General features: G+C 72.7%; 20 protein-coding genes. 6 read left to right on the top strand and 14 right to left on the bottom strand.

Going from position 1 to position 23,314, the window contains the following annotated elements:
* Nucleotides 1-82: 82 nt before the first annotated feature.
* The 5 genes from AB0I22_RS12000 to AB0I22_RS12020 form a co-directional block, all read right to left on the bottom strand.
* Nucleotides 83-847 (bottom strand): cyclase family protein, encoded by a 765-nt coding sequence (locus AB0I22_RS12000; RefSeq protein ID WP_363130652.1) that lies wholly within the window; start codon nt 845-847, stop codon nt 83-85.
* A gap of 137 nt (nt 848-984) precedes the next feature.
* The gene (locus AB0I22_RS12005; protein WP_363130601.1) at nt 985-1,758 is read right to left on the bottom strand and encodes an SDR family oxidoreductase; all 774 of its coding nucleotides are present in this window, start codon (nt 1,756-1,758) and stop codon (nt 985-987) included.
* Nucleotides 1,759-1,856: 98 nt separating this feature from the next.
* The gene (locus AB0I22_RS12010; RefSeq protein ID WP_363130602.1) at nt 1,857-3,524 is read right to left on the bottom strand and encodes an FAD-dependent oxidoreductase; all 1,668 of its coding nucleotides are present in this window, start codon (nt 3,522-3,524) and stop codon (nt 1,857-1,859) included.
* The gene (locus AB0I22_RS12015) at nt 3,514-4,464 is read right to left on the bottom strand and encodes an aromatase/cyclase (protein ID WP_363130603.1); all 951 of its coding nucleotides are present in this window, start codon (nt 4,462-4,464) and stop codon (nt 3,514-3,516) included. The genes AB0I22_RS12010 and AB0I22_RS12015 overlap by 11 nt, the downstream gene beginning before the upstream one ends.
* 50 nt (nt 4,465-4,514) lie before the next feature.
* Nucleotides 4,515-5,303: an SDR family NAD(P)-dependent oxidoreductase gene (locus AB0I22_RS12020; RefSeq protein WP_363130604.1), complete on the bottom strand. Its 789-nt coding sequence runs from the start codon at nt 5,301-5,303 to the stop codon at nt 4,515-4,517.
* A 269-nt stretch (nt 5,304-5,572) separates the two neighbouring features.
* Between AB0I22_RS12020 and AB0I22_RS12025 the strand changes: the two genes are divergently transcribed.
* The 4 genes from AB0I22_RS12025 (at nt 5,573) to AB0I22_RS12040 (ending at nt 9,233) form a co-directional block, all read left to right on the top strand.
* A complete protein-coding gene (locus tag AB0I22_RS12025; protein ID WP_363130605.1) occupies nt 5,573-6,028 on the top strand; it encodes a nuclear transport factor 2 family protein in 456 nt (151 codons plus the stop codon).
* A gap of 44 nt (nt 6,029-6,072) precedes the next feature.
* A complete protein-coding gene (locus AB0I22_RS12030) occupies nt 6,073-7,746 on the top strand; it encodes a class I adenylate-forming enzyme family protein (protein WP_363130606.1) in 1,674 nt (557 codons plus the stop codon).
* Nucleotides 7,747-7,824: 78 nt separating this feature from the next.
* Nucleotides 7,825-8,124: an antibiotic biosynthesis monooxygenase family protein gene (locus AB0I22_RS12035; RefSeq protein ID WP_363130607.1), complete on the top strand. Its 300-nt coding sequence runs from the start codon at nt 7,825-7,827 to the stop codon at nt 8,122-8,124.
* 74 nt (nt 8,125-8,198) lie between these two features.
* On the top strand, nt 8,199-9,233 hold the full coding sequence (locus AB0I22_RS12040; RefSeq protein WP_363130608.1) for a methyltransferase: 1,035 nt from the start codon (nt 8,199-8,201) through the stop codon (nt 9,231-9,233).
* A 74-nt stretch (nt 9,234-9,307) separates the two neighbouring features.
* Here AB0I22_RS12040 and AB0I22_RS12045 read toward each other — a convergent pair whose 3' ends face one another.
* From AB0I22_RS12045 to AB0I22_RS12070, 6 genes are all read right to left on the bottom strand, one after another.
* Entirely contained in the window at nt 9,308-10,612 is a 1,305-nt protein-coding gene (locus AB0I22_RS12045) for an FAD-dependent monooxygenase (protein ID WP_363130609.1), read from the bottom strand.
* Complete coding sequence (gene asnB, locus AB0I22_RS12050; protein WP_363130610.1) at nt 10,609-12,459, bottom strand: asparagine synthase (glutamine-hydrolyzing); 1,851 nt, start codon at nt 12,457-12,459, stop codon at nt 10,609-10,611. The genes AB0I22_RS12045 and asnB overlap by 4 nt, the downstream gene beginning before the upstream one ends.
* A 12-nt stretch (nt 12,460-12,471) precedes the next feature.
* Nucleotides 12,472-12,765: an acyl carrier protein gene (locus AB0I22_RS12055; protein WP_363130611.1), complete on the bottom strand. Its 294-nt coding sequence runs from the start codon at nt 12,763-12,765 to the stop codon at nt 12,472-12,474.
* Between the two features lie 94 nt (nt 12,766-12,859).
* The gene (locus AB0I22_RS12060; RefSeq protein WP_363130612.1) at nt 12,860-14,119 is read right to left on the bottom strand and encodes a ketosynthase chain-length factor; all 1,260 of its coding nucleotides are present in this window, start codon (nt 14,117-14,119) and stop codon (nt 12,860-12,862) included.
* The gene (locus AB0I22_RS12065; protein ID WP_363130613.1) at nt 14,116-15,393 is read right to left on the bottom strand and encodes a beta-ketoacyl-[acyl-carrier-protein] synthase family protein; all 1,278 of its coding nucleotides are present in this window, start codon (nt 15,391-15,393) and stop codon (nt 14,116-14,118) included. The genes AB0I22_RS12060 and AB0I22_RS12065 overlap by 4 nt, the downstream gene beginning before the upstream one ends.
* A gap of 56 nt (nt 15,394-15,449) precedes the next feature.
* The gene (locus AB0I22_RS12070) at nt 15,450-15,977 is read right to left on the bottom strand and encodes a MarR family winged helix-turn-helix transcriptional regulator (protein WP_363130614.1); all 528 of its coding nucleotides are present in this window, start codon (nt 15,975-15,977) and stop codon (nt 15,450-15,452) included.
* A 146-nt stretch (nt 15,978-16,123) separates the two neighbouring features.
* On the opposite strand from AB0I22_RS12070, the gene AB0I22_RS12075 reads away from it, so the two are divergent.
* Together AB0I22_RS12075 and AB0I22_RS12080 are read left to right on the top strand one after the other, a co-directional pair.
* Nucleotides 16,124-17,794 carry an MFS transporter gene (locus AB0I22_RS12075; protein ID WP_363130615.1) on the top strand — a complete coding sequence of 557 codons (1,671 nt, stop codon included), beginning with the start codon at nt 16,124-16,126 and terminating at the stop codon, nt 17,792-17,794.
* Nucleotides 17,795-18,100: 306 nt separating this feature from the next.
* Nucleotides 18,101-18,856 (top strand): AfsR/SARP family transcriptional regulator, encoded by a 756-nt coding sequence (locus AB0I22_RS12080; protein WP_363130616.1) that lies wholly within the window; start codon nt 18,101-18,103, stop codon nt 18,854-18,856.
* A 98-nt stretch (nt 18,857-18,954) separates the two neighbouring features.
* Here AB0I22_RS12080 and AB0I22_RS12085 read toward each other — a convergent pair whose 3' ends face one another.
* The 3 genes from AB0I22_RS12085 to AB0I22_RS12095 form a co-directional block, all read right to left on the bottom strand.
* Nucleotides 18,955-20,367: a family 2B encapsulin nanocompartment shell protein gene (locus AB0I22_RS12085; RefSeq protein ID WP_363130617.1), complete on the bottom strand. Its 1,413-nt coding sequence runs from the start codon at nt 20,365-20,367 to the stop codon at nt 18,955-18,957.
* A gap of 169 nt (nt 20,368-20,536) precedes the next feature.
* Nucleotides 20,537-21,949: a family 2B encapsulin nanocompartment shell protein gene (locus tag AB0I22_RS12090; RefSeq protein ID WP_363130618.1), complete on the bottom strand. Its 1,413-nt coding sequence runs from the start codon at nt 21,947-21,949 to the stop codon at nt 20,537-20,539.
* Between the two features lie 120 nt (nt 21,950-22,069).
* On the bottom strand, nt 22,070-23,311 hold the full coding sequence (locus tag AB0I22_RS12095; RefSeq protein ID WP_363130619.1) for a phosphodiester glycosidase family protein: 1,242 nt from the start codon (nt 23,309-23,311) through the stop codon (nt 22,070-22,072).
* Nucleotides 23,312-23,314: the final 3 nt, after the last annotated feature.

Consider the following 23,314-nt stretch of genomic DNA (forward strand, 5'->3'; position numbering starts at 1 on the left):
CGCCCCCTCGTCAGTTCTCGCGCGGCGGCCCGTACCGTCCGGCTCTACGGAACCGGACGGTACGGGGGCGTGGGGTGTCCGCTCACTCCTCGACGACGGCCACCGCCCGCGTCCAACCCGCCCCCGCCCCCGCGATCTTCACCGGGAAGCACGAGACCATGAAGCCGGTGGGGCCCGGCAGGGCGCCGAGGTTGGCCAGCCGCTCGATCTGGCAGTACTCGCGCTCGCGCCCCACGAAGTGCGCCGGCCACAGCACACCCCTGTCGCCGCTGCGCTGATACTCCTTGATCATGTGGCCGAAGGGCGCGTCCAGACTGAACGCGTCGGTGCCGATCACCCGGACCCCGAGATCGAGCAGCAGATGGGTGGCCGCCGCGTCGAGCCCCGCGAAGTCCGTGAAGAACTCCGGTGTGCCCGCCAGCCGGTCCGCCCCCGTATACAGCAGCACGATGTCCAGCGGCCGGGGAACGCTCCCGGCCTCGTCCAGCGCGCGGCGCACCCGGTCCGCGCCGATCGCCCCGACGGGCTCACCGCGCAGGTCCAGCCGGAACCCCGGCCGGTGGAACCAGTCCAGCGGCATCCGGTCGATATGGCGCGGCGTGCCGTACGCGGCGCGCGACCCGTAGTGCGACGGCGCGTCGACGTGCGTACCGGTGTGCGTCGTGAGCGTCAGCGTGTCCAGCGACAGCAGCTCGCCGCCGGGGAGTTCGGCCGGGTCGAAGTCGATGCCGTGGTGGCGCCGCATCCCCTCCGCCATGTGCCGGCCGCCCTCGGCGGGACTCATGATCTCGTGCTTGACCGGATCGACCTCCCACTGCCCGGCGTCCACCGCCTGCGACAGGTCGATGAACCGCGCCGCGCCGCCGGAGCTGTTCCCGCCGCCCTGCCGTACGGGCTCCGTCTCAGCAGGCCCGTCCCCGATGTTCTGCCGTCCTGAATCCGCCCCGGCGGACCCGATCCCGGCGTCCTCGCGCACCGTCTCCGTCACAGCAGCCCGGCCCCGCCGTCCACGGTGAGCACCTGGCCGTGCAGAGCGGCCGCCTCCGGCCGGCACAGCAGCGCCACCACGTCCGCCACCTCGTCGGCGGCGGTCAGCCGGCCCGCGGGCGTCCGTGCCACGATCCGCGCCAGCGCCTCGGCCGGCAGCCGGTCCGGGGCGTCGGGTGCGAGCTTGCCCGCGGCCACCGCGTTGACGGCGATGCCCCGCCCGGCCAGCTCCACGGCGAGATAGCGCACCATGGACTCCAGCGCCGCCTTCGCCATGCCCAGGCCCGCATAGCCCGGCACCACGGAACGGGCGCCCGCGCTGGAGACCGCGACCAGGCGTCCGGCGCCCGGCGTCAGCAGGTCGCCGAGCCGCCCGGCCCCGTACACCAGCGGTCCGAGCGCCACCGCGCCGTCCCGCAGGGCCCCCTCGACGCGGGGTGCGGCGGTGGACATCGGGTGGAACGAACCGGCGCTGTGCACCAGCACGTCGAGCCGGCCGTACGTGCCGCGGATCTCCTCCAGCAGCCGCACCACCCCCAGCGGCGTACTGATGTCCGCGCGCATCAGCCGCACCGTGCCGCCGGCCTCGACCAGTTCTTTCTCGGCCGTCAGCGCCCGGTCCTCGTCGTGGGCGTAGTTCATCAGGACCTCGTGCCCGGCGGCGGCGAGCCGCCGGGCCACGGCCAGCCCGACGCCGCTCGTCGCCCCGGTGACCAGCGCCAACGCCCCGCTGTTCACGCCATTGGCGGTGTTTTCGGCTTGTGCAGTCATATCTGTGGCCCTTTCCCTTCGTCTTGTCCGTACGGGGCCGGCGCCCGGCCCGCGGCGCTCAGCGCCTGTGTCAGCTCCCTAGCTCCCTGGCGCGGCGCTCACGCGCCGGCGCGCTCGCCGCCGGGCAGCAGGTGGAAGCCGTCGAACACGGCCGCGAGACCCGTGAAATCCGTCAGCGGTCCCCGGTCCGCGAGATAGCCGTCCGGTCTGATCAGCGCGTACGCGCCCGGGCCCGGGCCCAGCGCCCGGCCCAGCGCGCCGTCCGGGTCGGCCAGCGCGTACGGCTCCTCGCCGCCCGCGGACGAGGGCGTGACGACGCGTACGGACACGGCCCCGCCGTACGCCTCGTCCATCCGCGCCGCGCACCGCTCCCCGTCGCCGTCGCCGTCGAAGAGCAGCAGCGTCCAGCGCGGATCGGTGAGCTCCTCGCACAGCGCCCGCCAGCCGGGGTGCCGCTTCTCCTCGTCGGCCGAGCACCCGACCCGCTGTCCCGGCCGGATGCCGTCCATGGAGCCCGTCGCTGGGCGCGGGGTCAGCGGCCCGTCCTCGTAGTGGAGGGCGAGGCCGGACATCCCGGCCATCATCCGGTGTTCGACGCGCCGCTTCGCCGGCCGCAGCGCCTTGAGCGCGGTCAGCCCCACGGGCATCAGCACGGGGGCGGCCGCGTTGCGCAGCGCCACGAGGGCCGTGGCCTTCTTGGTCGAGCCCAGCAGCCGGCCGCCCACCGGCAGCCGCTCCGCCGGGTAGGTGTCGAGCAGCGCGTCGCGGGCGTGCCCCCGCACCACGTCGGCCAGCTTCCAGGCCAGGTTGTAGGCGTCCTGCATGCCGGTGTTCATGCCCTGGCCGGACGCCGGGCTGTGCACATGCGCCGCGTCCCCGGCCACGAAGCAGCGCCCGGACCGCATGGCCGTGATCATGCGCTGCTGCACCCGGAACACGGAGATCCAGGTGGGCGCCGACACCCCGACGGGCTGTCCGAGCGCCTTCTCCAGCTTGTGGCTCAGCTGGACCCGCACCGCCTCCGGATCGTCGGCGTCCACCGTGTCCTCGGCGTACTCCGTGTCCACGATCCGCCACTTGCCGGGCGCGGGGAACGGGACCAGCAGCAGGGTGCCCTGCCCGGTGTGCAGCAGGTGGTTGGAGTCGCGGGGGAGCGGGGCGTCCAGCACCACGTCGGCGTTGAGCCAGGTGCGGGCCGCGCCGCCGTGCAGCCGCAGCCCGAGCTGGGCGCGTACGGTGCTGCGCGAGCCGTCCGCGCCCACCAGCCACCCCGCGGTGACCTCGTGCACGGCCTCCGCGCCCGTGCTCCGCAGCCGGGCCGTGACCTGCCGCGGCCCCGGCGCGAAGTCCACCAGCTCCGTGCCCCACTCCACCTCGACGCCCAGCCGCCGCAGGCCGTCCCGGAGCACCTCCTCCGTCAGCACCTGATCGACCATCAGCGTGTACGGGTATCTGGTGGGCAGCTTCGCGTAGTTGGTGTCGAAGCGGATGAGCGGCCGGCCCCGCATGTGCAGCGTGAAGTGCTCGACCCGCTGGCCCCGCGCGAGCAACTCGTCGGCCAGCCCCATCTGGTGGCAGACCTCCATGGTGCGCGGGTGCGTGGCCAGCGCGCGGCTGGTCGTCGCCGGCCCCGGAGCCCGGTCCACCACCCGCAACCGCACGCCCCGCCGGGCGAGTTCATGGGCCGCGGTCAGCCCCGCCGGGCCGCCGCCGACGACCAGCACCTCGACGTCCGGGGCGGCCGGGCCCGGCCCGTCACCGCGCATGCGCCGACTCCGTGAACCGCTTGGCGTGGGCGAGGGTCGCGGCGCTGTTGCCGCCGACGGCCGCGCGTACGTACGCCCGCGCGGACGCCGGGGTCGCCTCCGCGCCCAGCACGGCCGGGATCGCCGACGCGTTCAGCGCGATGGTGTGACGGGACGTCACCTTCAGCCCGTCGGCGGTCTTCTCCAGCAGCCAGGTGCCGGTGTGCGTGGTCATCAGGGGCGGGGTGACGAGCTGCTTGTAGACGATGCGGTCGCCGGGGAAGCAGATGCGCACCGACTCGGTGGTGTGCTCCGAACCGTTCCCGGCGCGGGTGACCATCGTCATCGCCTGGACGTTCGCCACCGGTTCGGTCAGCTCCATCCGCGAGACGTGCGGCAGCCGGTCCGGCCACTTCGCGGCCTGGTGGAGGAAGTCGTACGCGACGTCGGCCGGGCCGTCGATCAGCACCGAGTCGTCGAAGGAGAAGACCAGCTCCGAACGGTCCTCCCAACTCTGCGCCAACTCCTTGATGTTGGCCAGCTCGGTCCGGCTGTTGCGGTCGGTCGCCGTGCCGATCCACGCCACCTGGTCCGCATCGTCGTCGACGGCCTCGAAGTCGTGGTGCAGGACCAGCCGCGAGGCGCCGCCGGTCCGCTCCTCGACGACCCACTCGCCGCCCATCGCGGCGACCGGCGGCGAGCACACCTCCTGCCGGAACCGCACCCGGCGCGCTGCCGCGTCCAGGTCGCGGTGCGAAGTCCAGTGCTTCACCTCGCCGTTGGCGGTGGCCCAGATCCGCAGCCGCTCACTGGCGGCGTCGAGCGCCTCGCGCTCGACATGGACGGTGGGCGCGAACCGGCCCGGCCACGCCGCGGCGTCCGCGATGATCGCGTACACGGTGTCGGCCGGAGCGTCGATCTCGGTCTCGTGCACGGTGCGGTGGCGTCCGTACGAGGTCATGGAGCAGCCTTCCTTCTCGTCGAGGGGGTACGGGGGAGTGGACGAAGGTTTCAGTAACTGCCCAGCCCGCCGCAGACGTTGAGAGCCTGCGCGGTGATCGACGCGGCCTCCTCCGTCACCAGGTAGCCGACCAGTCCCGCCACCTCCCGCGGAGTGGAGTAGCGCCCCATCGGGATCTTGTCGTTGAAGCGGCCCAGCACGTCGTCCTCGGTGGTCTCCCAGGTCGCCGCGTACGCCTGCCGGACCCGCACCGCCATCGGCGTCTCGACATAGCCAGGGCACACCGCGTTGACCGTGACGCCCGTCGTGGCCAGCTCCTTGGCCAGCGCCTTGGTGAAGCCGATCACGCCGCTCTTGGACGCCGAGTACGGCGCGCCCAGCGGCACCCCCTGCTTGCCGCCCGTCGAGGCGATGCTGATGATCCGCCCGCCTTCCGTGCCCTCCAGGCCGCCGGTCGTCAGCGCCTCGCGCGTCATGCGGAAGACACTGTTGAGGTTGGTGTCGATGACGTCGTTCCACAGCTCGTCGCTGATCCGCGCCGTCGGCCCGCCACCGTTCCGCCCGGCGTTGTTGACCAGCACCGTCAGCGGCCCGTACCGGTCGACGGCCGCGCGCACCACCTGCCGTACCGACTCCGGTGACCGCACATCCCCCTCGCGGCCGTCCACGTCGAGTCCCTCGGCGCGCAGCTCCTTGACGACCGCCGCCACGTTCTCGGCGCTCCGCGCGCAGAGGAACACCCGTAGGCCGCGCTCGGCGAGCGTCCTCACCACGGCGAGGCCGATACCGCTGGTTCCGCCCGTGACCAGGGCGGTTCGGGGCACACCCGTGCTGCTCATGACCGTTCCTCCATCGTGTCGCGCGTTGCCTGTGCGCCTCAGGGTGCACAGCGCTCTTCGAGGCTGAGCCGACTGCGGGTGGTGCCGCGGTCGCCGCCCACCGCCCGACCGCGCCTCGAAAACCTTTCGAAGACCGGCTGCCACGCTCGCCGGGCGGCTGCGGCGCGGCACCGAACACGGCCGATCCGGCCGAGAGCCGTCACCGACGCACGCCGAACGAGAAAAAGACGGACACCGAACGAGAAAAAACGAGAAAAAGGGGAGAGAGCATGTCGCCTTCGCAGCGGCCGGCCGACGCCGGCCCACAAACGGCGCTCTACCAGGAGGTCCAGCACTTCTACGGGCGCCAGATGCGGTACCTCGATGAGGCGCGGGTCATGGAGTGGGCCGGCACCTTCACCGAGGACGGCGTGTTCACCGCCAACGCGCACCCCCAGCCGTCCACCGGCCGCGCCGAGATAGCCGCCGGCGCCCGCAAGGCCGCGGACCAGCTCGCCGAGCAGGGCATCCAGCGCCGCCACTGGCTGGGCATGCTCCAGGTCGACGAGCAGCCGGACGGCACCGTACGGGCCCAGACCTACGCCCTCATCCTGAGCACCCCGCGCGGCGGCCAGGCGGCCGTACACCTGAGCTGCTCCTGCGACGACCTACTGGTGCGCCAGGACGGGAAACTGCTGGTCAAGCACCGCAAGGTCGAGCGGGACGACCTGCGGACCGGCCGGTGAGCCGAGCCCCTCACCAGCCGCCGCCCAAGAAAGAGCCGACCCCCATGGCCACGCCCCGATCCGCGCCCGCCCGCGACAGCACCGCCCCTGGCGACAGCACCGCCGCCCGCGACAGCACAGCCGTCCGCGACAGCACCGCCGTCGGCGCCCCGCTGGAGACGCTCGGCGGACTGCTCGGCGGCCCGCGCATCGACGACCTGCTGCGGCGCGCCGCGGCCCGCGCCCCCGAACGGCTCGCGCTGAGCGGCCCCTCGGGGGAGCTGACCTACGCCGCCCTCGACGAGCGCGTCAGCCGCTGCGCCGCCGCCCTGCGCGCCGCGTTCGGCGGCCCCGACACCGTGGTGGGCATCGCGGCGGCGCTCGATCTGCCCTTCGCCGTCTCCTACTTCGGCCTCGCCCGGGCGCGGAACGTCAGCGCCATCTTCAACCCGCTGCTGCGCGAGGAGCGCCTGGAACACGTCCTGGCGTCCTCCGGCGCACAGGCGGTGATCGTCCCGCCCGCGATGCACCCGCTGATCGAAGCGGTACGGCCGCGCCTGCCCGCCCTGCGGCACATGGTGCTCACCCACCGGGACGAGCGGGACGGCATCGCGGGGGTGCCGACGCTCGACGAGCTGATCCGCGACGCCCCGGCACAGCTGCCCGCGGTCGAGCACGACGCCGACTCCGTGGCGAACCTCCAGTTCACCAGCGGCACCACCGGCGCCCCGAAGACCGTCATGCTCACCCACCGCAATCTGACCGTCAACGCGGCCCAGACCGCGCACGTCCACCGGCTGACCCCGGACTCCGTGCTGCTCAACAACCTGCCGTCGTTCCACCTCATGCACCTGAACATCGCGGTGGCCGTCGGAGCCACCCATGTGCTGTGCCCCGAGGACGACAGCGAACACGCGGCCCGCACGGCCGCCCGGCACGGCGCGACCCACTACTACAGCCTGCCCGTCCGGCTCGCCCGGCTGGCCGCCCATCCCCGGCTGCCGGAGCTGGCGGTGCCGACCCTCCGGGCCGTGCTCTCCGGCGGCTCGGCGCTGCCCGGCCGCACCGGCTCGGTGCTGAGCGCGCACTTCGGCGTACCGGTCGGCCAGGGGTACGGGCTCGCCGAGACCTCCCCGTCCACGCACTTCGACACCCTGGACCGCCCCGTCGCCGGGTCCTGCGGGCCGCCCGTACCCGGCACCGAGTGCCGCATCGTCGAACCGGAGACCCGGGCCGTACTGCCCGCGGACACCCGCGGCGAGATACAGGTCCGAGGCCCGCAGCTGATGAAGGGGTACCTCGACCCGGCCACCGGCGCGCCCGGCGCCGTGGACGCCGACGGCTGGTTCTCCACCGGGGACATCGGCTACGCGGACGCGGCGGGACGGCTGTTCGTCGTCGACCGGATCAAGGACGTCTTCAAGTGCGACAACTGGCTGGTGTCGCCCCTGGAGATCGAGAGCGTCCTGCTGCGCGCCCCCGGGATCGCCGACTGCGTGGTCTTCGACCACCCGGAGGAGACCAGCGGGGCGGTCGCGCACGCCTGGATCGTGCCGCGCGACGCCACCGCGGCCGGCGCCGATGTCGACGCCGCCGTACGGGAGACCAACGGACAGCTGCCGTACTACGCGCACATCCGGTACGTGGACGTGGTGGAGCGGATACCGCGCTCGCCCACCGGCAAGGTCCAACGCCGCGACCTGCGTGAACAGGCCCTCGCTGGCCGCCTGCCGGAGTAAGCGCGGACCACACGGACCACGAGGCCCACACAGCCCCCGCACACACCACCGCAGTACGCACGGAGAGGACGACGCCCCATGTTCACCTTCATCAACCGCTTCACCGTCACCGGCGACACCGCCGAATTCGAGGCCCGGATCGCCGAGATCACCGAGCACATGACCCAACAGCCGGGCTTCCGCTCCCACCGGCTCTACCACTCCGCCAAGGACGCCGCGGCCTATGTGGAGGTGGCGGAGTGGGACGACGCCGACTCCCACCAGCGCGCCGTGCGCACCGAGGGGTTCCAGCGGGCCGTACGCCCCGTCATGTCGCTGGCCACCGCGGACCCGGCGCCGTTCTCCCTGGTCACCACGCACACGGCGGCAGCGCACTAGGTCCCGCCGCCCGTACGGCCCGCAGTACGTCCGCACATCAGCTCATCCGCACCGATCGGAAGGGACCTCACCCCGTGACCGACGCATCGCCCACGGCCATACCGCCCGCAGTGACGCAGCTGCGCGAGCTCGCCCTCAGCGCCGCCTGCGCCGCCGCCGTCCGCGCGGCGGCCCGCCTCGGCGTCATGGACGCGCTCGGCGACGAGCCCGCCACCGCCGACCACCTCGCCGCGGCCGTGAACGCCCAGCCCGAGCCGCTGGCCAGGCTGCTGCGCGCCCTCGCCTCGCACGGCATCGGCGCCGAGCTCCCCGACGGGCGCTTCGCGCACACCGACACCTCGCGGCTGCTGCGCGAGGACGCCCCGCGCAGCCTGCGCTACACCTGCCTGTGGGCCACCGAGCCCTGGACCTGGGAGCTGTGGCCGCACCTCGACGAGGCGGTCCGTACGGGCAAGAGCGCCTTCGCCGACCTGTTCGGCACCGAGTTCTTCGACTATCTGCACACCAGCGAGGCGCGCGAGTCGTCCGAGGTGTTCGACAAGGCGATGACGCAGTCCAGCGTCCTCTCGGCGCGGGCCATCGCCGATGTGCTCAGCCTCGACGGCGCCGAGCGGATCGTGGACATCGCCGGAGGACAGGGCCGGGTGCTGGCCACCCTCCTGGAGCGGCACCCGGCGCTCCGGGGAACGCTCTTCGACCTGCCCGACGTCGTCGCGGGGGCCGACCCCCGGCTGCGGCCCGGCGGTGAACTCGCCGACCGCGCGAAGCTGGTGGGCGGCGACTGCCGCCAGGAGATCCCCGTCTCCGCCGACGTCTACCTCCTGAAGAACATCCTGGAGTGGGACGACGAGAGCACCGTGCGCACCCTGCGCAACGCAGCCGCCGCGGCCCGCCCCGGCGCCCGCGTCGTGGTCATCGAGAACCTGGTGGACGGCAGCCCCGAGGCCCGCTTCACCACGGCCATGGACCTCATGCTGCTGCTCAACGTCGGCGGGAAGAAGCACACCGAGGCCGGGCTGAGGGCGCTCGTCCAGCAGGCCGGCCTGCGGCTCGACGCGGTCACCCCCGTCAACTCCTACCTCCACATGTTCGAGAGCACCGTGGTGTAGGAGCGGGCCCCCGGCCGTACGAAGAACCCCACCGCTTTGGGGAGCGGTGGGGTTCTTCGTATCGGAGGGGCCCTTCAAGCGGCCGTGGACTCCTCCTCGCGGAACAGGTCGGAGCGGACCTCGACGGCCTCGTTGCCGAACGCGATCCGCCGCAGCAGCGACCGGTAGGCCGGGGTGCGCGAGACCAGGGCCGCGGCCCGCGGCCGCACCATCGAGGAGACGCGGCCCCGCGAGAGCATCATCCGGCTCTGCATGACCTGAATACGCGTCATACTCCGTATATCGCGCGCGCGTTGAGCCGTGAACGGCGCCAGCAGCGCCTCGCTCACCGCCCCGCGCCGGATGCCCTCGCACAGCGCCGGGTGCGCGGCCACCGCGTCCTGGATGGCGAGGTTGATGCCCTGCGCGCCGATGGGGCTGTGGGTGTGCGCGCTGTCGCCGATCAGCAGCAGCCCGTCCCGCGCCCACCGCCGTACGCTCCCGGCGAAGACGTCCAGCAGCGACACGTCGCCGAAGCCGCGCAGTTGGGCGTCAATGGCGTCCGCGTAGTGCGGCGCCGCGCGCCGGAGCTGCTCCTTCACGTGCGCGAAGCCCTGGCTTGCCATCGCGGGATAACCCCCGTGCGGCAGCGTCCAGCCGAGCTGCACGCTGTCGGGGAAGGACGTATAGGCGAGCAGGGGACTCCCGCCGGCCCGGAAGATGCGGACGTTCTCCAGCGCCGGCTCCGCGAGCCGGAACCACAGCACGTCCTGGTCGAAGAGGTCCAGCCGGTCATGGACGAGGCCGGCCAGCCGGCGCACGGTCGAGAAGCGGCCGTCCGCGCCCACCACGCACAGCGCCCGGACCTCCAGCGGCGGCCGGTCCCCGGCGGCCCGGCAGGTCACGCCCCGCACCGCGCCGCCCTCCTCCAGCAGCCCGGTGACCTTGGCCCCCTCGACGTACTCGAAGCCCGGGTACGCGCGGCAGCGCTCCAGCAGCTCCGCCAGCAGATGGCGCTGCGGGATGCTCAGCAGGCAGTTGTACGGGCCGGCCAGCCGCCGGTAGTCCCCGTCGATGAGGACCTTGCCGCGCTCCTCCAGCCGGAAGCCGCCGTGCTCGTGGCAGCCCCGCCGCTTGGCGCCCGCCAGCACCCCGAGGGAGTCCAGCAGCCGCTGCCCGCCGGGCTGGAGGATCTCGCCCCGGTAGGCCCGGTCCAGCGACCGGCTGCGTTCGAGGACGGTGACCCGCGCGCCGGACCGCACCATGAGCAGCGCCAGGGTCAGCCCGGCGGGCCCCGCGCCGACGACGCACACATCGGCCCGGCGGGCGTCGCTCGCGCGCCCGCCGCCCTCGCGCCCGCCGGGCTCCTTGCGCTCGCCGGGCTCCTCGCGCGGGCTCACAGTTCGAGGGTGATGCCGTAGGAGGTCAGCCACGCGTTCAGCCACAGCACCAGTTCCAGGCTGCCGCGGTCGTACGGGCGGCTGACCGCGCCCACCGGCCGCCCGGCCGTCGCCCGCGCCCGGTCCAGGTCCAGCAGGTCCCGTACGGGCGCGTCCCGGTCGGCCAGCACCTCGGCCAGCTCCCGCCGCAGCAGCAGCTCGTACCCCGGGTCCTGGGTGGCCGGGTAGGGCGTCTTGACCCGGTCGAGCACGGACCTCGGCAGCAGATCGCGGACCGCGGCCCGCAGCAGGCTCTTCTCCCGGCCGTCGAAACTCTTCATGGCCCACGGCACGTTGAAGACGTACTCCACCAGCCGGTGGTCGCAGAACGGCACCCGGACCTCCAGCCCGGTCGCCATGCTCATCCGGTCCTTGCGGTCCAGCAGGGTCTGTACGAACCGGGTCAGGTTCAGATACGTCACCTCCCGCATCCGCCGCTCCCCGAGGTCCTCGCCGGGCAGCTCCGGCACCTCGTCGAGCGCCTCCTGATAGCGCGCCCGCCGGTACCCGGGCAGGTCGAGCTTCTCCAGCAGCCGCGGATCGAGCAGCGACTTGCCGCCGAAGTAGCGGGCCGAACCCGACGTCAGCCAGGGGAAGGTGTCGGCGTTCACGGCCGCCGGGCGGTGGAACCACTGGTAGCCGCCGAACAGTTCGTCCGCCGACTCCCCGGACAGCGCCACCGTGCAGTGCCGCCGCACCCGCTGGAAGAAGAGGTAGAGCGAGGGCCACATATCGCCCCAGTACACCGGCGGCAGATCGGTCGCCCCGAGCACGGCCGCCCGTACGGCCGAACTGCTCAACTCGTCGCTTTCCAGGAGGATTTCGGTGTGCTCGCCCCCCACATGCCGGACCATGTCCCGGATGAACGGGGCGTCCGGGGACGCCCGTACGGCGTCGGGCTCGAACGCCGCGTCCGCGCCGACGAAGTCGACGGAGAAACTGCGCACCGCGCCGCCGCCGGACGCGGCGCGCGAGCGCGCCGCGAGCGCGGTGACGGCCGAGGAGTCCAGGCCGCCGGAGAGCAGACCGCACAGCGGCACGTCGGACACCAGCTGCCGCGAGACGATGTCCTCCAGCAGCTCGCGCACCGTGGCGATGGTGGTCGGCAGGTCGTCGGTGTGCTCCTCGGCCCGCAGCGACCAGTACCGCTTCGCCGCCGTGCCGGCCCGGGTGACCCGTACCAGCTCGCCGGGGCGCACCTCCCGCAGCCCGGCGAAGACCGCCTCCCCGGGCGTCTTCACCATGTCCAGCACCTCGCACAGGCCGGTCGCCGTCACCCGCCGCGGCATCAGCGGGTTGGCCAGCACCGCCTTGGGCTCCGAGCCGAACAGCACCCCGCGGGCGGTCGGGTGGTAGTAGAGCGGCTTGACGCCCATCCGGTCGCGGACCAGCAGCAGCTCCTGGCGCCCCTCGTCCCAGATGCCGAACGCGTACATGCCGTTGAGCCGGTCGACGAGCGCCGCGCCCCACTGGATGTAGGCGCGCAGCACGACTTCGGTGTCGCACCGGGTACGGAAGCGGTGCCCGTACGAGAGGAGTTCGGCGCGCAGCTCCTGGAAGTTGTAGATCTCGCCGCTGAACGTGATCACCGCGGTGGACCCGGCCCCGGTGTCGGCGGACATCGGCTGACCGCCGCCCGCCGGATCGATGACCGCGAGCCGGCGGTGGCCGAGCGCCGCGTGCGCGCCGAGCCACAGCCCTTCGGCGTCCGGGCCCCGGCAGGCCATGGTGTCGGTCATCGCCTGGGCCGTGGCGCGCTCCCGAGTGAGATCCTTGCCGAAATCGATCCAGCCCGTGATTCCGCACATGTCGTGGGCCCCTCACACCTTGCCGTGGGCGGCGCCGTCGGACGCGGACTGCCCGGCGCCGAGCGCCGTATTGGTCATGTCGATCAGGTCGCGGGGCGTCAGCGCCTTCTCCACGGTGTCGTCCCCGAGCTGCACGGAGCAGTCGCGTTCGATGCGCCCCACGGTGTTGAGCAGGGCCAGCGAGTCATAGCCGAGGTCCTCGAACGGGACATCCAGGATGTCCCCCTCCAGATCGACCGACTCCTCCTCGCCGGCGCACTCGCGCAGCAGAACGAGGAGGTCACCGACCGTGAGCATGGTGGGCATGGGGGAGTCCTTTCCTAGGGATCTCAGGAAGCGGTGGGAAAGCAGTGGGGTACGGGCGGCGCGGCGGGCCGGCCCGTCGGAGTGAGGGCGTGCCTCACTCCGGGCGGCGCACCACCAGCGCCGAGTTGAACCCGCCGTAGCCGCGCGCGAGCACCAGCGCGCAGCCCAGCTCCGCCTCGCGGGCCGAGCCGGTCACCAGGTCGAGGGGGGCGGGGGTCCCGTCGACGTGCGCGGTGGGCGGGATCACCTGGTCCCGCAGCGACAGCAGCGCCGTCGCCACGTCCAGCGGGGCGCCGCCCGCCAGCAGCCGGCCGGTCATCGTCTTCGGCGCCGTCACCGGCACGCCGTACGGGCCGAACACGGCGGTCAGCGCCGCGGCCTCCGCGGCGTCCAGCTCCGGTACGCCCATGGCGTCGGCGAACACCACGTCCACGGCGTCCGGCGACAGCCGCGCGTCGGCCAGCGCCAGGTGGATCGCCCTGCGCAGCCCGGGCTCGCGGTCCGAGCCGGGGCGGGGGTCGAAGGTCGCGGCGTACCCGGCGATCCGCCCGTACTCGCGCGCGCCGCGATCGGACGCGGCCTTCGCGTCCTCCAGTACCAGCAGGGCGCCGCCCTCGCCGGGCACATAGCCCGTGGCGTCGGCGGTGAACGGCAGATACGCGCCGCGCGGATCGGTCCGCGGGCTCAGCCGACCGGAGCGGCTCGCGCACAGCCACCCCCAGGGGCACAGCGCGCCGTCCACGCCGCCGGTCAGCATCAGCGGCGTCCCCGTACGGACGTGCCGCCGGGCCTTGGCGACGGCGTCCAGGCCGCCGGCCTGCTCGGCGACCAGGGCGCCGCCCGGGCCGCGCATGCCGTGCCGGATGGAGACCTGTCCCGAGTTGACGGGATAGAACCAGGCGAACGACTGGTACGCGCTGACGTACGAGCCGCCCTTGCTCCACAGCGCCTCCAGCTCGCGCTGGCCGAACTCGAAGCCGCCCGCCGACGCCGCGGTCACCACGCCCGCCGCGTACTCGGGCATCTTCTTGGGGTCGGTGCCCGCGTCGGCCAGCGCTTCGTCGGCGGCGACCAGCGCGAGCCGGGTCATGTGGTCCGTCTGCGGCAGCAGCCGGCCGGGCAGGTGGTCCTGCGGCACGAAGTCCTTGATCTCGCCCGCGAGCGAGCAGGCGTAGCCGCTCGGATCGAACCGGGTGACCCGCGCGATGCCGCTCTCCCCGCGCAGCGTCGCCGCCCAGTAGGGCTCGACGCCGAGGCCGTTGGGGGCGATCACGCCGAGGCCGGTGACGACGGGGAGCGCGGCGCCCGCCGCGCGGGGCGCGGAGGAGAGCGCGGGTGCGGGGGAGGCGTTCATGCCGCCCTCCCCGGCTTGGTCACCACGATGGCGCTCTGGAACCCGCCGAACCCGCTGGCCACGGAGAGCACGGTGTTCACCGTCAACTCCCGTGCCACCAGCGGCACATAGTCCAGATCGCACTCCGGGTCGGGCTCGTGGAGGTTGGCGGTGGGCGGTATCAGCGAGTGCTCGACGGCCAGCGCGCACGCGGCGACCTCCAGCGAGCAGATCGCCCCCAGCGAATGGCCGATCATCGACTTGATGGAGCTGATGGGCGTGGTGTAGGCGTGTGCCCCCAGGCTCCGCTTGAACGCCGCCGTCTCATGGCGGTCGTTCTGCTTGGTCGCCGAGCCGTGGGCGTTGACGTAGTCGATGGCCGACGGGTCGATCCGGGCGTGGTCCAGCGCGGCCCGGATGGCCTCGGCCATCTCCTTACCGTCGGAGCGGAGCCCGGTCATGCTGTACGCGTTGCACCGCGAGGCGTACCCGGCGACCTCGGCGTAGATGTGGGCGCCGCGCCGCCGGGCGTGCGAGAGCTCCTCCAGCACGAAGACGGCCGAGCCCTCGCCGAGCGCGAACCCGTTGCGGGTGCGGTCGAAGGGCCTGGAGGCGGTCTCCGGCTCGTCGTTGCGGGGCGTCGTCGCCTTGATCGCGTCGAAGCAGGCCACGGTGATGGGGGAGATCGCGGCGTCGGCGGCCCCCGCGACCATCACATCCGCCTCGCCGTCCCGGATCAGGTCCACGGCGTGGCTGATCACGTCGATGCCGGAGGTGCAGCCCGTCGAGACCACGCCGACCGGCCCCTCGGCCTCCGCGAGCCAGGCGATCTCGGTGGCCATGGAGGAGGGCACGAAGTAGTCGTAGAGATACGGGACGCCGTGCGCGTCGTCGACCTGCCAGAGCCGCCCCTCGTCGCTGACCACGGCGTATTCGCGGTCCAGGCTGATGGTCATGCCGCACGCGGTGCCCATCATCACGCCCGTACGGGCCGGGTCCAGCTCCCCGCTCGCGCCGCTGTCCGCCAGCGCCTCCTTCGCGGCCGTGTAGCCGAACTGCGTGGTCCGGTCCCACTTGCGGATCTGCAACTGGCTCAGGCCCGCCGCGACGGGGTCGAAGTCGCACTCGGCCGCGACCCGGGAGCGGAACTGCGAGGCGTCGAAGGAGGAGATGAGGCGAGTGGCGGTGCGCCCCGCCGTGAGCATCTCCCAGTACGCCTTGGTGCCGACGCCTCCCGGGGCGACCACACCGATCCCGGTGATCACGACGCGTCGCGTGCCGTTGGTATCGGACACTGCGTCTCCTCTGCTGTCATCCCGTCGCCCCTGCCGGGCGGCGAGATCGATTCAGGTCAGAGTGGCCCGCGGTGTTCAAGGCGGCTTGGAGCCCGCTTCGAGGGTCGGCCGCCGCCCCGCGGGGCCGGGCCGCTCTCGTCCAGCTGCTCGTCGAGCTTGGTGCGCAGCGCCCGCAGCACCCCGATCGCGGTGCGCAGATCCCGGGCGGGAATCCCGGCCGACAGCTCGTCGAGCCAGCGCTGTTCGCGCGGTGCGAGGTCGTCGAGCGCGCCCCGGCCGGCGTCGGTCAGTTCGACCAGCGGGCTGCGCTGGTCGTGCGGGTTGGGGCTGGTGGCGACCATGCCCTCGGCGCGGAGCCGGTCGACGGTCTGCTGGACGGCCTGGCGGCGCAGCCCCCGTTCGCGGGCGAGCTGGGCGACGGTGGCGGGCCCGTCCAGCAGCAGGCCGGCCACCTGCCAGCGGGCCGAGGTGAGCCCCGCGTGGGCGGACAGCTGGTCTCCGGCGCGCAGCAGGCGGCCGTTGACCGCGAAGACCTCGGTGGTCAGCTCCACCATGGCGTCCGCTCGGGGCGTTGACGATGTCATGGCTTCAGCCTATTTCGCGCCACCCGTATTTCGACAAGAGCTTGTCAAAAAGACTAACCTCTGACTACCTTCGGCACACGACAAGGGCTTGTCGGAACGTCTGCGTACGGAGCCGGTGAGCCGACCGGCCGGGGAATGAGGAAACCGTGTCACCCACGAGTCCGAGCGCCACCACGGATAAGGGCGCCGCCGGGTTCACCCACGCGCAGATCATGACGGCCATGTCCGGTCTGCTGCTGGCCGTGCTGCTCGCGGCGCTGGACCAGACCGTCGTCGCGACGGCCATGCGCACCATCGCCGACCAGCTGCACGGACAGACGGTGCAGGCATGGGCGACCACCGCCTACCTCATCGCCGCCGCGCTGTCGATGCCCTTCTACGGCAAGCTCTCCGACATCTACGGCCGCAAGCCCCTCTACCTCGCGGCCATCGGCGTCTTCATCGTGGGCTCCTGCCTGTGCGGCATGGCCCAGAACATGGAGCAGCTCGCCCTCTTCCGCGCCCTCCAGGGCCTCGGCGGCGGCGGGCTGATGTCGCTGCCGACCGCGATCGTCGCCGACCTCGCACCCGTCCGCGAACGCGGCCGCTACTTCGCCTACCTCCAGATGGCCTGGGTCGCGGCGAGCGTCATCGGCCCGCTGGCGGGCGGCGCGCTCGCGGGCATGGGACACACCCTCGGCCTCGACGGCTGGCGCTGGATCTTCGTGGCCAACGTGCCCCTCGGGCTGCTCGCCCTGATCACCGTGCGCAAGGCGCTCGACCTGCCGCACCAGCGCACCGAGCACCGCGTCGACGTCCTGGGCGCCCTGCTCCTCGCGCTGTTCCTGGTGCCCCTGCTGATCGTCGCCGAACAGGGCCGGGCCTGGGGCTGGTCCTCGCCCGCCGCGCTCGCCCTCATCGGCCTCGGCATCGTCGGACTCGTCCTGTTCCTGCTGGTCGAATCGCGCCGGGGAGCGGAGGCCATGCTGCCGCTGCGGCTCTTCAAGACCGGCGGCGTCGCCCTGTGCACCGGAGTCAACTTCACCATCGGCGTCGGCATCTTCGGCGCGGTCACCACCCTGCCGCTCTTCCTCCAGCTGGTGCAGGGCCGCACGCCGACCCAGGCGGGGCTCGTCGTCATCCCGCTGATGGTCGGCACCATCGCCTCCCAGATCGTCTCCGGCAAGCTGATTTCCGCCTCGGGCAAGTTCAAGAAGCTGGCGATCGTCGGTCTGGGCTCGATGGCCGGCGCCCTGCTGGTCCTCAGCGTCATCGACGCCGACACCCCGCTGTGGACGGTCGCGCTGCTCGCCCTCTGGCTCGGCGTCGGCATCGGCCTCGCCCAGACCGTCGTCACCCTGGCCATGCAGAACGCGGCCCCCAAGAGCGAACTGGGCGTGGCCAACGCCGCCTCCGGGCTGTGCCGCCAGATCGGCGGATCGACGGGCGTCGCCGTGCTGTTCTCCGTCATGTTCGGGGTGGCCCTCGGCAAGATCGCCGACATGCTGCACGGGCCCCGCCTCGGCCCCGTCGTCGCCGACCCCGCGGTCGCGGCCGACCCCGCCAACCACCGCTTCCTGGAAATGGCGAAGTCCGCGAACGGCAAGGCCATCGACCTGAACGACACCTCGTTCCTGCACGACATCGACAAGCGGATCGCCCACCCCGTCATGGACGCCTTCACGAGCGGCTTCCACGTCATGTACCTCATCGGCGGCGTGGTCCTGCTGGCCGGCTTCGTCATGACGTGGTTCCTGCGCGAACTGGAGCCGGAGGAGGCGCCGGCCGAGGCCGCCCCGGCCGAGGCTTCGGACGGCCGGGCCGCCGCCGAGGGGTAGCGGTCCGGCGGGCCGCCGGCGGTGAACGGGCCGGCGGCCCGGAGGTCCGGCGGACCGTTGGCGGTGACGGGTGCCAGCGGTCCGGCGGGCCGTCGACGACGCGGCCGGCACCGGCGCCCTCGGCAGGCGGCCCGGCGGTACGCAGCGGCGCCCGGTGCCTCCAAGGGAGTAGTTTGATTTCCGAAGCCCCGGGGATCACGGTCTCTTCGGTTCTCTTCCCTTGAAGTCCATTTCCCCCGCTCCTATGGTCCCCAAGAGACGCGGTCGACGGCGGGCCGCAGCTCCTCGGCGAGGTCAGGAGAGGCAATGGAATTCAAGGTTCTAGGTCCGATCGTAGCCGTCAATAAACGACTCGTATTCACACCGAGTGCGCCCAAGGTCAAACAGGTATTGGCGCTCCTCGTACTGCGCGCGAATCATGTCGTCAGCCTGGAGACCATCATCGACGAACTCTGGGGCGACAACCCGCCGCGCACCGCGATCACCACCGCGCAGACCTATATCTACCAGCTGCGCAGGGCCTTTGTGATGGAGCTCGGCGACAAGCTCGGGGACCGCGCCATCGTCACGGCGCCGCCGGGCTATGTGCTGCGCACGGCGGAGGAATCGCTGGATTTCCGCGACTTCGAGCGGCTGGCGGAAAGGGCGCGGGCCTGCCGGACCGCCGGCGACATCGAGGCGTCCGCGCGGTGGACGGAGTCGGCCCTCGCGATGTGGCAAGGGGTGCCGCTGGCGAATGTCGAACGCGGCACAGTACTCCAGAACTATGTGAGCCGGCTGGAGGAGAAACGCGTCTCCGTCCGCGAACTCCACATACGGTCGGCGATGGAGCTGAAGAGGTATCACGAACTGGTCGCGGAACTGCGCTCCCTGGTCGTGGAGTATCCGTTCAACGAATGGTTCCAGACCCAGCTCGTCCTCGCGCTCAACAAGGCGGGGCGCCGGGTCGAAGCGCTCCAGGCGTACCAGAAGGCCCGCGTCCTGCTCCGGGACGAACTCGGCCTCGACCCCTCCGACGACCTGCGGCGCGCGCAGCAGGAAGTGCTCAACTCACCGTCCTGAGGGCCCGCGCCCCATGCCCGGCCGGGGAACGGCCGGGGCCGGGCCGCGTCACCCCTGCGACACGGCCCGGCCCCTCGTCGCGCCGACCGGCGGCCCGGTCAGCGGCCGATCTCGACGTCCTCCAGCACGCCGAGCGCGTCCGGCACCAGGACAGCGGCCGAGTAGTACGCGCTGACCAGGTAGGACGTCACCGCCTGCTCGTTGATCCCCATGAACCGGACGTTGAGGCTCGGCTCATACTCATCGGGGATGCCCGTCTGGTGCAGGCCGACGACGCCCTGGTTCTCCTCGCCCGTGCGCAGCGCCAGGATCGAGCTGGTGCCGGCGTCGGTGACCGGGATCTTGTTGCACGGCAGCAGCGGCACCCCGCGCCAGGCCCGTACGGACGCGCCCTGGAAGTCGAGCTCCTTCGGATACAGGCCGCGGCTGCTGCACTCCCGGCCGAAGGCCGCGATCGTGCGCGGATGCGCGAGCAGATACTGCGTCTTGCGGCGGCGCGACAGCAGCTCGTCGAGGTCGTCGGGGGTGGGCGGGCCGCTGCGGGTGTGGATGCGCTGCTTGAGGTCGGCGTTGTGCAGCAGCCCGAACTCCCGGTTGTTGACGATCTCGTGCTCCTGACGCTCCCTCAGCGCCTCGATGGTGAGCCTGAGCTGCTGCTCCACCTGGCTCATCGGGTCGTTGTAGAGGTCGGCGACGCGGCTGTGCACCCGCAGCACGGTCTGGGCCACGCTCAACTCGTACTCGCGCGGCGAGAGTTCGTAGTCCACGAAGGTGCCCGCGATGGCGGGCTCGCCGACATGGCCGGAGGCCACCGCGATATCGGCCTCGCCGCGCTTGTTCTGCGCCGGTACCGACCGCGACGCGAACCCCGCCAGATGGGCGCGCAGGGCCTCGGACCGGTCCGCGAGGACCTGGAAGGCGGAGCGGGAGAGGGTCAGCACCGTGGTGCGGGTGAGGGCCCGCGCCGTGAACTCCCAGGTGCCGTCCGGCTCCAGCGGCACCCGCTCGCCGAAGAAGTCCCCGTCGGCCAGCACGCCGAGCGTGCTCTCGTCGCCGTACCGGCCGGTGCCCACCTTGCGGACCTTGCCGTGCGCCAGCAGGTAGACCCGGTCCGCCGGCTGCCCCGCCTCGGTGATCGCGTCCCCCGGCGCGTACTCCCGCTGCACGAAGGCGCCCGCGAGCGACTCCAGTACCGCGCTGTCCTCGAAGCCGCGCAGCAGCGGCAGCTCGCCCAGCTCGGGCGGGATGACCCGGACCTCCGAGCCGTGCGTGACGAACTCGACCCGGCCGTCGCCGACGGTGTAGGCGAGCCGCCGGTTCACCCGGTACGTGCCCGCGGACACCTGCACCCAGGGCAGCACGCGCAGCAGCCAGCGCGAGCTGATGCCCTGCATCTGCGGCACGGACTTGGTGGTCGTCGCCAGCTGACGCGCCGCTGCCGTGCCCAGGCTCAGCGGTGACGGTTCCTCACCCGGCTGCGCGGTACGTCCGGACTCCACTGACGTGGTCATATGTGATCATCCATCTCTGTGCGTAAACGGCGAAGCGGTGGCGCTACGGTGCTCGTACGCGCGCATACGGGCTCGCGCCGCGATGCTCGTACGGCGGCTCTCGCGCGGCCCGTACAGCGGCTCCCGCGCGAGCGGATCAGGCGAGGGCGGCCCTCAGAGCCTCAGAACTTCAGAGCCCGACCTCGACATCCTCAAGAACACCGAGGGCGTCGGGCACCAGAACGGCAGCCGAGTAATAGGCGCTCACCAGATAGGAAATGACGGCCTGTTCGTTGATGCCCATGAAGCGCACCGAAAGGCTCGGCTGGTATTCATCGGGAATTCCCGTCCGGTGCAGTCCCACGACGCCCCGCTCGTCCTCGCCGGTGCGCATGACGAGCACGGATGTGGTGCCGGCCGCCGAGACCGGGATCTTCCCGCACGGAAGGATCGGCACGCCGCGCCAGGCGGGGATCGCGTGGCCGCCGACGTCCACGCTCTCCGGGTAGATGCCGTGGCTGCTGAACTCCCGGCCGATCGCCGCGATGGCGCGCGGGTGGGCGAGCAGGAACCCCGGGTTCTTCCACACCGTGGCGAGCAGCTCGTCCAGGTCGTCGGGGGTGGGCGGGCCGCCCCGGGTGTGGATGCGCTGCCCCAGGTCGGCGTTGTGCAGCAGCCCGAACTCCCGGTTGTTGACCATCTCGTGCTCCTGGCGCTCGCGCAGCGCCTCGATGGTCAGCCGCAGCTGCTGCTCGACCTGGTTCATCGGGTCGTTGTAGAGGTCGGCGACGCGGCTGTGCACGCGCAGCACGGTCTGGGCGACGCTCAGCTCGAACTCGCGCGGGGCGAGTTCGTAGTCGACGAAGACGCCGGGCAGGACCGGCTCGCCCTCATGGCCGGAGGCGAGGTCGATCGCCGACTCGCCGTGCTCGTTCTGCGGCCGGCCGCGGGCCGCGCGGAACGCCTCGACATGGGAGCGCAGCCCCTCCGAGCGGCCCAGCAGCTCCTCGAACGCCTGGCGCGGCAGCGTCAGCGCCGTGCCCGAGGTGAGCGCCTTGGCCGTGAAGACCCAGTCGCCGCCCTCGGCCGAGGCCAGCGCCCGGTCGCCGAAGAACTCGCCGCCCGCCAGCACCCGCAGCACGCCCGGCCGGTCGTACGCGCCCTCGCCGACGAGGTCGACCTTGCCGTGCGCGATCAGCACCACCTGGTCCGCCGGCCGCCCCTGCTGGGCGAGCACGTCCCCGGGGGCGAAGTCGCGCTGGGCGAAGCCGTCCGCGAGCGTCCGCAGAATCGTTGCGTCTGTGTACCCGCGCAGCAGCGGCAGCTCCCCGAGCTCCGCCGGGATCACGCTGACCTCGGAGCCGCGGGAGACGAACTCCACCCGGCCGTCGCCGAGCGTGTGCGTGAGGCGCCGGTTGACGCGGTACGTGCCGCCGGGAACCTCGACCCAGGGCAGCATGCGCAGCAGCCAGCGCGAGGAGATGCCCTGCATCTGCGGTACGGACTTGGTCGTGGTCGCCAGATTCCGGGCCGCTGCGGTGCCCAGACTCAGCGGCGCCGGTGAATTCTCGGTACTGGAGCCCGATTCCACTGACGTCGTCATAGTTGAATGCCACCCAATCACCGTGCGGAACAGCAGCCTGATCGCCACTGGAGCAACACAGAAGCTAGCAGCGGGCTTTGGCGATCGCAGTCACTCGAAAGGGTGGCATAACCCCTTTGGTTAAGGTCGGGTAAATACTCCGAGGGCATTGGGCACGGGACGCTCCGCGCCGCCCGACGGATGATTGCGCACACGCGCCCCGGCATCGCCCGCGGCGCGCGTCACCAGGGTCGACGAGCCTCCGCCGTCCAGGTTCAGCGCGTCGTCGGCCCCCAAATCCCGCATGACGGAGGCCAGTTCACTGACCGTCAGGCCCGATCGGTACTCGGCGGCGCCGTCCAGCGCGAGCAGATACAGCCGGCGCCCGCGGTCGCCGACGCCCGCCGCGGTCCGTACGGCCGCGGTCACCGCGTCGAGGCCGTCCAGCGGCACATCGTCGCGCAGCACCGGGAAGCCGCCGACCGCGAGACGCAGCGGCGTCCGCCCCTCGGACCGCAGCCGCTCCGCGACCCGCACCCGGTCGCCCACCCGCAGCCTCCGCAGCTCCCGCGCGCCCGCCTCGCGGCCGAGCAGCACCACCGAATCCGCCGCCACCGGCCCGCCGCCCGGCTTCTCGGCGGCGGAGACCACCCGCCCGCGCCGGACCGTCACCTCATAGGTCTGAGAACTGCACGGCGCGGACCGGTCGGCGTCCGTGCCGCACGTCGCGCGGACCCGCGACGCCGCGCCCCACAGCGAGGTGAACGCCCCGACGCCGCCCACCGGCAGCGCGTACTGGTTGAACCCCCGCAGCCGCAGCGCACCGCGGCCCGTCAGCACCGCTCCCTCCAGCGTGAGCCGGTCCAGCCGCGCCCGGCGGTCCGTACCGACGCCCAGCACCGCCTCGGTGGTGACCCCCGGCGGCATCGCCGGGCCGAAGCGCTGCCCGTCCGGCACCGCCGCCTTCAGCGGCCGGCCGGCCGCGACGGCCGGGCCCACCGGGGCGCCGGTCGGCTCGACGCCCGGATGCTGCGCCTCCGTGATGTTGAAGAAGTCCCCGTTGACGGCGCCCACCGCGCCCCGCCCGTCCGCCAGCCGGGAGACGGGGGCGCGGGCGGCCACCGCGCCCGGATACAGCAGGTCCAAGGAGACCCGCGGCTCGCGCAGATCCACCGTCAGCAGATGCCCGTAGGCCGGGCCGTGCGAGGCCGGCAGCGAGAACTCCTGGTAGCCGACGCCCGGCGCGAGCGCCGTCCGCGCGCCCAGCCGCAGCGCCGGGGACGGATCGCCGTCACCGGCCCACGCCGTGCCCCCGCCCACCAGCGCGAGCCACGCCGCGCACACCGCCACCGCCGTACGCAACCGGCCGGCCCCTCGTCCCACGGT

Origin of the sequence: Streptomyces sp. NPDC050610, from assembly GCF_040654875.1 — a bacterium.
In the GTDB taxonomy this organism is placed as follows: Bacteria; Actinomycetota; Actinomycetes; order Streptomycetales; family Streptomycetaceae; genus Streptomyces.